This window comes from Streptomyces crystallinus, from assembly GCF_039521265.1.
Lineage (GTDB): Bacteria > Actinomycetota > Actinomycetes > Streptomycetales > Streptomycetaceae > Streptomyces > Streptomyces crystallinus.
Genome location: NZ_BAAACA010000034.1, coordinates 293,558 through 305,414, shown reverse-complemented (window position 1 = coordinate 305,414; position 11,857 = coordinate 293,558). Strand labels below are relative to the sequence as shown.

The 11,857-nt window shown below is 70.0% G+C and carries 5 protein-coding genes; 1 reads left to right on the top strand and 4 read right to left on the bottom strand.

Annotated features, from left to right (window positions below):
- Positions 1 to 13: 13 nt before the first annotated feature.
- Entirely contained in the window at positions 14 to 4,603 is a 4,590-nt protein-coding gene (locus tag ABD236_RS24075) for a HAMP domain-containing protein (protein ID WP_344076637.1), read from the bottom strand.
- 261 nt (positions 4,604 to 4,864) lie between these two features.
- A complete protein-coding gene (locus ABD236_RS24070) occupies positions 4,865 to 5,920 on the bottom strand; it encodes a hypothetical protein (RefSeq protein WP_344076635.1) in 1,056 nt (351 codons plus the stop codon).
- Between the two features lie 307 nt (positions 5,921 to 6,227).
- On the opposite strand from ABD236_RS24070, the gene ABD236_RS24065 reads away from it, so the two are divergent.
- Entirely contained in the window at positions 6,228 to 6,734 is a 507-nt protein-coding gene (locus ABD236_RS24065; RefSeq protein ID WP_344076633.1) for a DUF6069 family protein, read from the top strand.
- Positions 6,735 to 6,783: 49 nt separating this feature from the next.
- Here the strand turns inward: ABD236_RS24065 and ABD236_RS24060 are convergent, their stop codons facing one another.
- Positions 6,784 to 7,959 (bottom strand): hypothetical protein, encoded by a 1,176-nt coding sequence (locus ABD236_RS24060; protein WP_344076631.1) that lies wholly within the window; start codon positions 7,957 to 7,959, stop codon positions 6,784 to 6,786.
- Positions 7,960 to 8,207: 248 nt separating this feature from the next.
- The gene (locus tag ABD236_RS24055) at positions 8,208 to 11,816 is read right to left on the bottom strand and encodes an FG-GAP-like repeat-containing protein (RefSeq protein WP_344076629.1); all 3,609 of its coding nucleotides are present in this window, start codon (positions 11,814 to 11,816) and stop codon (positions 8,208 to 8,210) included.
- Positions 11,817 to 11,857: the final 41 nt, after the last annotated feature.

Below are 11,857 nucleotides of genomic sequence, written 5' to 3'. Positions count from 1 at the left end.
GCCGGGGCGGGGCTCATTTGTCACCGAGCCAGTGCCGGATGCAGCTCAGGAGGTCGTTGGCGTCCACCGGCTTGGTGATGTAGTGGCTGGCGCCGGAGGCAAGGCTCTTGTCCCGGTCCCCGGGCATCGCCTTCGCGGTGACGGTGATGATCGGCAGGTCGGCGTACTCGGGCATCTGCCGGATCTCGGTGATCGCGGCGTAGCCGTCCATCTCGGGCATCATCACGTCCATCAGGATGAGATCGATCTCGGGATGGGCGCACAGGGTCTCGATGCCCTTGCGTCCGTCTTCCGCGTGCAGGACGTGGATGCCGTGGATTTCGAGGATGCCGCTGATGGCGAAGAGGTTGCGGGCGTCGTCGTCGACGACCAGTACGGTACGGCCGCGCAGGGTCTCGTCGATGCCGTCGGCCTCTTGGTGGCGTGCCTTGTCGCCCCGGACGAGGGCGATGACGTCGCCGGGCTGTTCGGCGGCCAGGTGCAGGGCGATGCGTTCGCGCAGTTCGTCCAGGCTGGAGAGGATCTCCAAGGGGCGCTCGGCCGCCCGGTTCTGGAGGGCCTGTTCCTGCTCGGTGTGCAGGCGCTGACTGTTGTGGGCCAGTACGGGAACCTGGCGCAGGGCGGCATCGCCGTCCATGGCGTCGAGGAACGTCCACGCTTCGCTGTTGGCCATGTCGACGTCGAGGACGACGCAGTGGAAGGGCTCTGCGGCGAGCGCGGTCGCCGCTTCCTGAGCGCCGACGACGGTGACGACCGCGTGGCCGCGCTCGCCCGGCAGCTCCGGACTGCCTTCCAGATGGGCGACCGCGCTCTCGGCGACCAGCGAGAGGAGGCCGCGATGGCGGTCCTCGATCACGAGCAGCCGCCTGGGGCGGCGGGTGGGAAGTTCCGCCGGGGCGGTGGGCGGCTGGCTCGGGTCGGACAGCGGCAGGTCGTTGGCCGTGTCCGGGGTGCGGGTCTGCGGCTCGCCGCCGGCCGCATGGTCGAGGAGGGTCGTGGAGGAGGACGGCAGGTAGAGGGTGAAGGTGCTGCCCACCTCGGGTGTGCTGTGTGCGGTGATGGCTCCGCCGAGCAGGTGGGCCATCTCCCGGCTGATGGACAGGCCCAGCCCGGTGCCGCCGTGCTTGCGGCTGGTGGTGCCGTCAGCCTGCTGGAACGCCGCGAAGATCGCCTCCAAATGCTGGGGCGCGATGCCGATGCCGGTGTCCTTGACCCGGAAGGCGACGACGGGGCTGCCCTGGTGGACGGTGGCGGGTACTTCCTCGTCCTGGGCCGGCTCGATGCACAGCTCCACACTGCCGTACTCGGTGAACTTGACGGCGTTGGAGATGAGGTTGCGCAGCACCTGCCGCAGCCGTGAGTCGTCGGTGAACAGCTCGGTGGGGACACCCGCGGCGGTGCTGATGGTGAAGTCGAGGCTCTTTTGGGTGGTCATCGGGCGGAACGTCGCCTCGATGTCGCTCAGCAGGGGGCGCATCGCGACGCGCTCGGGGTGGATGTCCATCTTGCCGGCTTCGACCTTGGACAGGTCCAGGATGTCGTTGATCAGCTGGAGCAGGTCGGATCCCGCGGAGTGGATGATGCCCGCGTACTCGACCTGCTTGGGGGTGAGGTTGCGGGTGTGGTTCTGCGCGAGGAGCTGGGCCAGGATCAGCAGGCTGTTGAGCGGGGTACGCAGTTCGTGGCTCATGTTGGCCAGGAACTCCGACTTGTACTTCGACGCCAGGGAGAGCTGCTGGGCGCGGTCCTCCAGCTCCTGGCGTGCCTGCTCGATCTGGAGGTTCTTCGCTTCGATGTCACGGTTTTGGGAGGCGAGGAGCTGGGCCTTGTCCTCCAGTTCGGCGTTGGAGCGCTGCAGTTCCTCCTGCTGGACCTGCAACTCCTCCGAGCGTGCCTGAAGTTCCGCGGCCAGGCGCTGAGACTCGTCCAGCAGTTCGTCCGTGCGCGCGTTGGCGAGGATGGTGTTGACGTTGGCGCCGAGCGTCTCCATGAGCCGTTCGAGGAAGTCCCGGTGAATGGGGGTGAAGGGGGTGAACGCGGCGAGCTCGATGACGCCGAGGACCTGCTCCTCCACCACGATGGGCAGGATGATCAGGCCGCCGGGCGCTGCCGTGCCCAGCCCGCTGGAGATCCCGATGTAGTGGGCGGGGACACCTTCGGCGGCGATGACGCGGCGGCTGCGGGCCGCCTGTCCCACCAGGGACTCGCCGGGCTTGAACCGGTCGTGTCCGGTCATGCCCGCCGGGCGTCCGTAGGAGCCGACGACGGTCAACTCGGTTCCGTCCGCGGTCTCTTCGGCGAGGTAGAAGGCGCCGTACTGCGCCGAGACCAGCGGGGTGAGTTCGTCCATGACCAGCTCGGCCACCACCGCCAGGTCCCGGTGGCCCTGCATCAGCCCGGAGATGTGCGCCAGGCTGGACTTGAGCCAGTCCTGCTCCTCGTTGGTCCGGGTCGTCTCGCGCAGGGAGCCGACCATCGCGTTGATGTTGTCCTTGAGCTCGGCGACCTCGCCGGAGGCCTCCACGGTGATCGACCGGGTCAGGTCGCCCTCGGCGACCGCGCTGGCGACCTCGGCGATGGCGCGGACCTGCCGGGTCAGGTTCCCGGCCAGCTCGTTCACGTTCTCCGTCAGGCGCTTCCAAGTGCCTGCCAGGCCCTCGACCTCGGCCTGTCCACCCAGGCGGCCCTCGCTGCCGACCTCGCGGGCGACACGGGTGACCTCGGCGGCGAACGAGGAGAGCTGGTCGACCATCGTGTTGATGGTCGTCTTCAGCTCCAGGATCTCGCCCCGGGCATCGACATCGATCTTCTTCGTCAGGTCACCGTTGGCGACGGCGGTCGTCACCTGGGCGATGTTGCGGACCTGCCCGGTGAGGTTGTTCGCCATCGAGTTGACGTTGTCGGTGAGGTCCTTCCAGGTACCGGCGACGTTGGGCACCCGTGCCTGGCCGCCGAGGCGGCCCTCGGTGCCGACTTCGCGGGCGACGCGGGTGACTTCGTCGGCGAACGCGGAGAGCGTGTCGACCATCGTGTTGATGACCCCGGCGAGAGCGGCGACCTCGCCCTTGGCCTCGACGGTGATCTTCTGCGACAGGTCACCCCGGGCCACCGCGGTGGCCACCTGGGCGATGGAGCGCACCTGGCCCGTCAGGTTGGAGGCCATGACATTGACGTTGTCCGTCAGGTCCTTCCAGGTGCCGGAGACTCCCCGCACGGTCGCCTGGCCGCCGAGGTTGCCTTCGGTGCCGACTTCGCGGGCGACGCGGGTGACTTCGTCGGCGAAGGCGGAGAGCTGGTCGACCATCGTGTTGATGGTGTCCTTGAGCTCCAGGATCTCGCCCCGGGCGTCCACGCGGATCTTCTGGGAGAGATCTCCCTGAGCGACGGCGGTGGTGACCTCGGCGATGGAGCGCACCTGAGCGGTGATGTTGTCCGCCATGACGTTGACGGATTCGGTGAGGTCGCGCCAGGTGCCGGAGACGCCCTTGACGTCGGCCTGGCCACCGAGGTTGCCTTCGGTGCCGACTTCGCGGGCGACGCGGGTGACTTCGTCGGCGAAGGCGGAGAGCTGGTCGACCATCGTGTTGATGGTGTTCTTCAGCTCCAGGATCTCGCCCCGGGCGTCCACGCCGATCTTCTGCGACAGGTCGCCCTTGGCCACGGCGGTGGCCACCTGGGCGATGGAGCGGACCTGGGCGGTGAGGTTGCCGGCCATGAAGTTCACCGAATCGGTGAGGTCCCGCCAGGTACCCTTGACGCCCTTGACGTCGGCCTGTCCGCCCAGACTGCCCTCGGTGCCGACTTCGCGGGCGACGCGGGTGACTTCGTCGGCGAAGGCGGAGAGCTGGTCGACCATCGTGTTGATGGTGTTCTTCAGCTCCAGGATCTCGCCCCGCGCGTCGACCGTGATCTTCTGCGACAGGTCTCCCTGGGCGACCGCCGTGGTCACCTGCGCGATGTTACGGACCTGATCGGTGAGGTTGCCGGCCATGAAGTTCACCGAGTCGGTGAGATCGCGCCAGACGCCGCCGACCCCGGGCACCTGTGCCTGGCCGCCGAGCCGGCCCTCGCTGCCGACTTCGCGGGCGACGCGGGTGACTTCGTCGGCGAAGGCGGAGAGCTGGTCGACCATCGTGTTGACGGTGTTCTTCAGCTCCAGGATCTCCCCGCGCGCGTCCACGTCGATCTTCTGGGAGAGGTCCCCGCGCGCCACCGCCGTCGCGACCTGGGCGATGTCACGGACCTGCGTGGTGAGGTTGCCCGCCATGGCGTTGACCGAGTCGGTCAGATCCGCCCACGTTCCCGACACCCCCGGCACATCCGCCTGGCCGCCCAGCGTCCCTTCGGTCCCGACCTCCCGCGCGACCCGGGTCACTTCCGAGGTGAACAGGGACAGCTGGTCGACCATGCCGTTGAAGACGGAGGCGATCTCTCCCAGCAGCCCCTCCGACTCGTCCGGCAACCGAGTACCGAAGTCGCCGTCGCGCACGGCTGTCAGCCCGGCGAGCAGCTGACGCAGCTCCGGCTCGCCCACCTCGGCGGCGGTGCCCGCCGACGTAGCCCGAGCCAGTGAGCGGGACGTCTCTACTGACGTCTCAGGCATGACAACCTCGTTCCAACGCTGGCGGTACGACATGACGGGGTCTGCCGTAGAGCCGTTCCGGCACTGATTCGCGCGCCGGTGAACCCCCGACGGTTTCCGTGAGGAAAGTGTGCACAACGATACCTGGCTGTAGTAAATGCGAAGTGATGAGGGGATGTTCGTGTGATGGGCGGTTGTAGGAGATGTGATCAAGCTGCCCCGAGCCTGTACCGCGTAGACCGGACAGCAAACCTGCCGTTTTCGTGACCCCCGTCACAGGACCTAGTCCCCGCCTCCGTCCCCGCCGTCTCCTCCGTCGGAGCCGCCCCCGTCTCCTCCGTCCCCGCCGTCCGAGCCCCAGCCGTCCGAGCCGCCCGATTCGTTGTCGTCCCCGCCGGTGCCCAGGTTGCTGAACCAGGGGCGGTCCCAGGCGTCGTCGCTGGCCAGGGGTTCGCCACCGCTGGTCTGCGGGCGCTGGAGGCGGAAGCGGGCCGTGCCCGTGGTGTCTCCGAGGCCGAAGGTGGCCGCGAAGGCCTGAGCCATGACGGCGTCGAACGGGTCCGGGCTCTCGTAGCGCACGGGTGCCAGGGGCAGCAGCACCGTTCCGGGATCCAGCTCCCGGCGGCGGCGTGGCGGGCGCTGGAGGAGGGCGACCCGCCGCTCGTCCCGCAGCAGCCACGAACTGGTGCTGTCCGCCCGGCGCAGTTCCCAGACGCCCTGGGGCAGCCGTGCCTGCGCGTAACTCTTGGACTTGCGCAGCTTCCTTTTCAGACAGAGGACGGCCGGTATCTCTCCGACGGTCATCCGTAGCCCCTGCGCCTGGTCGGCGGTGCTGCTCAGAACCCCGAGCGGAGCCCGGACCCGTACGGCGGGAGCGCCCGGCCCCCACACGTCGACACGTACGAGCCGGCGGTCCACGGCCACCGCCACCGGACCGGCGGGACCCTGCGCGTGCCGTCGGGCGATCCACAGCGGCACGCCCGCCGCCCGCGCTTGCTCGGCCAAGGCGTGCACCTGCGCGGGCCCTCCGCAGTGCCGCACCGCCAACTCTCCCAGTGCGCGGGCGAATTCGGCCGCCCGCTGTACCTTCACGGGTGCGGTGGTGCCGGTGACGCGAGTGACCGGGACGACCCCGCCGCCCTCGGCCAGCCGGTCCAGAGGGCGTTCCGTACCGCCGCCGCCGAGCCAGTGGCCGCGCTGGAACGCCTCCGCCATGGCCGGGAGGTTCAGCTCGCTCAGCGGCGTGACCTTGCCGCCGCGACGCAGCCCTTCCTCCGTCAGCTCGGCGGTCCGCGCCAGCGGATTCCACGACCGTTCCGTATAGAGCGCCTGACTCATGCCATCCCCGTGTTGGTGCGATACAGCGACCGATTGAGCGTATCGACCCTCAGGGACGCGTTCGCATAGCGTTCGGTTTCCGGAGCCCCAGATACGGCCTGGGGCTGACCTGCGCGGCAACGGACGACGGGGGCGCGGGCGGCCGCGTGCGGTCGACACCCGGATCCCTCGCCGGCGCTGCGGCGATTCGGCGTGTTTTCGCTCGGGAGGCGGGCACCCGTCGCCACGTCGGCCGGACGGACAGGCGCAACCCATGGCCCCGACCGGCGCCCGCAATCAGCACCGTGACGTTCACCGAGGTGATCTTGTGTCTGACCGTAGCCCTTACGGGGACTACCCGTCCTACAGCGCCCCCACCTACTCCACCGCCCAGCCGGCGCCGCCGTCGGGAGTGTCCGCCGGGCGGCTGTGGGCGACGGGTGTGGCCACCGCCGTGGTCGCTGCCTTGGCCGCCGTCGTAGGGACACTGCTGATGCGCGGCGTACTGGACGTGCCTCTCTTCGCGCCCCGCCGGGCCGGTGTCTGGGGCGACGCCACGACGGGGTACCTCGCCGCCTGGGCGGCGGTGGCCGCGCTGGTGGCCACGGGACTGCTGCACCTGCTGCTCCTCGCCGTGCCCCGGCCCCGCGCCTTCTTCACCTGGATCGCCTCGCTGGTGACCGTGGCGATGATGCTGCTGCCCTTCACCGCTGACCTGAGCACGTCGACGCAACTGGCCAGCGCCGCCGTCTTCCTCGTCATCGGTGCCACCATCACCGGTCTGCTGTCCACCACGGCCGTCAGCCTGGCCACGGGGCGGGCGTACGAGGGCTGAGCCGGCCCGGCGAACCGGTTGCCACCACGGCGGTGTGGGGGGAGAGCGGTCAGTTGTCGGGGGGTGCGGGTGGTCCGAGTTCGGGTGGCCATGGAGTGGTCGCCGGGTTGCCGGTGAGCTGGTGTTCCAGGGAGCGGAGCCAGGCGCCGGGCTCTTCCGTGGTGTTGGTGAGTTCGTTGAATGCCCAGATCAGTACGTTCTCCGTGGTGTTCCTGGGGAAGATCCGGCAGAAGTCCGGCACCAGCTCGATGGCGGGGTCGTCGGGCCGCAACCGGTCGTAGGGCGGATCCAGTTGGTAGGCCACCTTGCGTGCCTGTTGAGGGGAGATCGCGAGCACCGCCCGCAGCGCTGTCAGCCCGTAGAAGTCGAAGAGCTTGTCGAGGGCGCTGTAGGGCCTGTCCCAGTGGGAGTCGATCCAACGGTCCCTGAAGGCGGCGAGCATGGCGCCGTACGCGGCCGAAGCCGGGGCAAGACGGTCCATCGCCGTCTGCGCCGCGGTGCGTGCGGCATTGAGGGGGCCCACCAGCGCTCGGTACTGCTCTCCGAGCGACATGCCGAGCGAGTTGCGCAGGGCTAGGTCACAGTCATGTTCGACACGTGCCAGGTCGGGCACGGCGGCCCGGGCGGCGGCGCCGACGGCCGTCTCCTCGACGAGCAGGGGCAGCAGTTTCCGGGCGGAAGACCCCGTGACCGCTGCTTGGGCCTGGCTGAACGGCGCGATGAGGTTCAGCAACGAATCACGTACATAGCCGAGTTCGACGGTTTTGGCGGCGCGCAGGTCGTCGAAGAGGGGCGCCCGTTCGAGGAGCTCGGCCACCGTGGCATAGCTGGCCGTGGCCAGTGCCGCGAGTGCTGCCCCGGCTTCGGTCTGGGCCGCGAGGCCGTCCAGCATCGTCTTGACGGCGGCGGACGGCTGCGCCATGTCGCGGTCGGTCAGGCGCGGTTCGGCGGCGCGCAGCAATGCGAAGGCCTGGGCCGCGATGTCGGGGCGCCGCTGGGCGGCCGCTTTGCGGAAGGCATCCGCACCGGTACGGGCCAGTTGTTGTACGAGGTCTCGCCATTTCGGCCGGCGTCTGTCGGGGATTCCGGCGAGGGCCTGGGGCGGCATCTGCGTGGGCTCAGCGGCCATCCGCAGTCGGCTTTCGGTGTCGTCGATCCAGCGGTCTACGCGTTCGGTGGCCCAACGCCGTAGCTGGTCGTCGGTGACGGGTATCGGCGCGGGCATGGGGCCTCCCCAGGGACATGTCGTCGCTGCCGGACGGCCGCTGCCAAGAGCGGCATGGCCTCCCGCCTCTGGCGGCCGTCTTCGGGGAGTGTGCCATGGCGGACTGATCGACATCAGACGAACCGTCGGAAGACCGGCGCGCCAGTCACCAGCCAAGCCCACGGAAGACGTTCACCCGGTCTTTTGCCGAAAACGTACGGCCGGCCGCACCCCGCTGAGGGTGCGGCCGGTCGCGAACAACGGGGTGATCAGGGCGAGACGAGGTCGCCCGGTGTGCTCAGGCCGCCCGTGCCGTTGCCCGCCTGGAGGGCCAGTCGGCCGCTGTTCCAGAGGCTGAGCAGGTCGGCCTTGCCGTCGCCGGTGAAATCACCGCCGGCGATCGCCTTGGTCTCCTTCCATTCGGCGTTCGGCGCGATGAGCGTCACGTCCTGGCCGATGCCCCCGGAGCCGTTGCCCGGGTGGAAGCTGAGCTCTCCGTCGACCCAGCGCGCGATCAGGTCGGCCTTGCCGTCCTTGTTGAAGTCGCCCGCGGTGAGCTGGACGTCGTACTTCCAGATCGATCCGGCCGCGGCGAGCTGCTTCTCGGTGCCGAGGCCGCCGGTGCCGTTGCCGGGGTAGACGCTGAGAACCCCGGTGGAACGGGCGGCGACCAGGTCGGTCTTGCCGTCGCCGGTGAAGTCCTCGGCTGCCAGTGCGCCGGCGCTCTTCCACGCCTCGCTCGGGGCGGCCAGCATGATGTCGGTGGTGAACCTGCCGTCGCCGGTGCCGGGGTACAGGCTGAGTTCGCCGTCGCTCCAGCGCACGACCAGGTCGGTCTTGCCGTCTCCGGTGAACTCCCCGGCGGTGATGAGGGTGGCGTGGTTGGCCCAGAGGCTGTTGGCGGACTGCGCCTGGATCTCGGCGCCGAACCAGCTGGTGCCGGTGCCCGGCGCGACGCGGATCTCACCGTCTGCGCGCACGGTCAGCAGATCGGCCTTGCCGTCGCCGGTGAAGTCGCCGGCGGTGCTGAGCTTGACGCCCTTCCACTGCGCGGCGTCGCCGAGCGTCGCCTTGGGGTAGGGCCCGCGGAAGACCGTTCCGGCCGCCGGGTCCGGGTGGCCGGCGACGATGGCCGGGCGGCCGGTCGCCGTCTGGATCCACAGGTCGCCGTGGTCGTCGCCGGTCAGGTCGCCGTCGGCGCCGAGCTGGGGGTGGGCGCTGCGCGTGAGCCCGTCGGCGATCCGCACCCGGCGGTCCGTTTCGCCCAGGGAGTTGCCCGGGTTGTCGGTGCTGTTGAGGATCTGGAAGAGGTCACCGGAGTCGCCGTCGCGCACCCACAGGTCGGCGAGGCCGTCGCCGTCCGCGTCGCCCGGGGCCAGGAGATCGGTCTTGGCCCAGCCGGTCGCGCCGAGCTTCACCGGGGTGTCTACCTTGCCGTCGCCGGTGCCCGGGTACAGGTAGAGGCTGTCGTCCTCGACCGTGAGGAGGTCGGGGAAGGTGTCCCAGGTGATGTCACCGGCGGAGACGAAGCTGGTGACCTTGGACCAGTCGGGGCTGGGCGCGCCCGCCGGGCGCGGCAGCGTGGTGGTGGCCTGGAAGTCTCCCATGCCGTCGCCGGGGTAGAGGCGCAGGTTCTTGGGGTCCAGCGGCAGCAGGGCCAAGAGGTCCTCGTAGCCGTCGCCGGTCCAGTCGCCGCGGTGGCTGAGCTTGCCGCCGGACCATCCGCCGCCGAAGACCTTGGCGTCGCCGAAGCCGCCCTTGCCATTGCCGGGGTGGCGTGAGAGCTTGTCGCCGCCGATGGTGAAGACGTCGGTGAAGCCGTCACCGTTCATGTCGCCCTCGGGGTCGGCGTGCGAGGTCCCCGTCTTGAAGGCGTACTTGTAGGTGTCGGAGAGGTTGCCCGCGCCGTCCGCGCTGCGGACGTAGAGGGTGTTGGTGCCCCACTTGAACGGGGTGAGCTTCGCCTGGGCGGTGCCCCCGAGCTTGTCGGCCTTCACGGTCGCGGGCTTGGAGCCGGTGGTGAAGTCGTGGTTGAGGGAGTACTGGAAGGACTCGACGTCGTCGATGCCGTTGGCGTCGAGGACGAAGACGCCCGGTGTGCGGGCGGAGGCGCCGGCCTTGTCCTCGGGGTACTGCTCGGAAGAGACCTTGGGCCGCTCGGCGGGCCGGGTGAAGTCCACGCCGAAGGAGCAGGTCTCGGTGGTGGCCGACGTCATGCCGTACGGGTCGCGCGCCTGGACGTTCCAGGAGTACGTCTCGCCGTCCTTGAGCTGCTCGGTGGCGATGCGGACCTTGGCGGGCGAGCCCGACTTGACGGTGGTCTCGGGCGTGGTGATGTCGGCGCCGCCGAAGTGCTTGAAGGTGAACCTGGCGGTGACGTCACCTCCGTCCGGGTCGTTGACGGTGGCCTGGAGCCCGATGCCCTTCTCGGTGAGCACCTTGCCGATCTTGGGGAAGGGCTGGGTGCGGCCGCAGGCGATGACGGGGTCGGTGACCGCGTCCGAGGGGGTTTCGGGGGCCCGGTCGTACTCGGTCACGAGCACCGGGTCGTTCTTGAACTTCTTCCACGCGTACGTGTCGGACTCGTTGCCCGCGCGCAGGCCCAGGGTGATGTCGTTCCAGCTGCCCTCGGCGGCCTTCTGCACCGTGGAGGTGACGTCGAACTCGACGCCGCCGGCGGGGCAGTCGCCGCCCCAGCCCTTGGCGACGTTCGCCGAGCCGACCTTCGAGATCCAGTTCGGCTGGTTGTTCCAGTGGGTGCTGGAGTTGATCTGGCCGGTCAGCCACAGCTCTACGGGCCGTGCCGAGCACGACCAGGACCATGTCTCGTAGGCGCGGAAGGTCGACTTGGTGACCTTGACGCCCTTGAGGTTGCGGGAGTCCATGGTGAACAGTGAGCGCGAGAGGCCGTCGGTCTCGTTCTCGAAGCCGACGCGCGCCGGGTCGGTCGAGTTCCAGAAGCTGGTCGTGGGGTAGCGCTTGTAGACGCGGCTCCAGTTGGCGCGGTTTCCCTGCGCGTACTGCTGGCTCATCTGCACGGGGTACTGGGTGGCGGCGGCGCGCAGGAAGGCGGTGTCGGGAGCCAGCCGCAGGGTGGTGCCCTTCACCTCGGCGCCGCCGAGCGCGGTGCGCGAGCGGTCGGGGCCCTGCGGGGCGTCGTCGCGGCCCGGGCCGCCGCCGGTGGAGTCCGACAGGACCGGCGCGGGTGCGGCCAGTGACGGCTCCTCGGCGCCGCGCGCGGGGGCGGCGGCCACATTGCCGGTCGTGTCGGCGCTGAGCTTGAGGCCGTCCGCCGAGCGGGCGGTGAGCTTCAGCTCGCCCAGCGCGGGGTTGTCGACGGCCTTGCGGTCCTTGATGACCAGGTCCTGCTCGACGCCCGCCGCGGCGGCGGTCAGCCGTAGGTCGACGCCGGGCAGCACCTCGGGGTAGAGGGCGCCCGCTCCGTCGATACGGGGCGCGGGCAGGGCGGTGGGCCAGCTGTAGGACAGGGCCTTGCCGTCGGAGCCCTCCATGGTGAGCAGCGGGCCGCTGCCGCCGGGGGAGAAGGACATCCGCATCGCGGCGGCGGCCGGCTGCCAGCGTCCGTCGGCGTTCTTGTGCAGCGCGGTGTCGACGGGGACCCAGGTGGTGCCGCGCTTGACGCGCTGGGGGGCGCCGAGGGTCTCCTCCAGCGTCATGGTGCCCGAGGGGTTGGCGAAGAGCTCGCTCGTCTCGGTGGTCGCCGCGTCGACCCGTACCCGCTTGCCGGTCTCGCGGGCCTCGGCGCGGGCGCCGTCCTCCGCTGTGGTTCGGGGGGTTTGGGTCGATGTGGGCTGGACGTGAAGTCCATCGGCGTAGGCGGCGGTTGCCGGCGCGGCCAGCGCGAGCAGCGTGGCCATCGCGGTTGTACGTATGCGATGGCTCGGGGGCCGAGGCACAG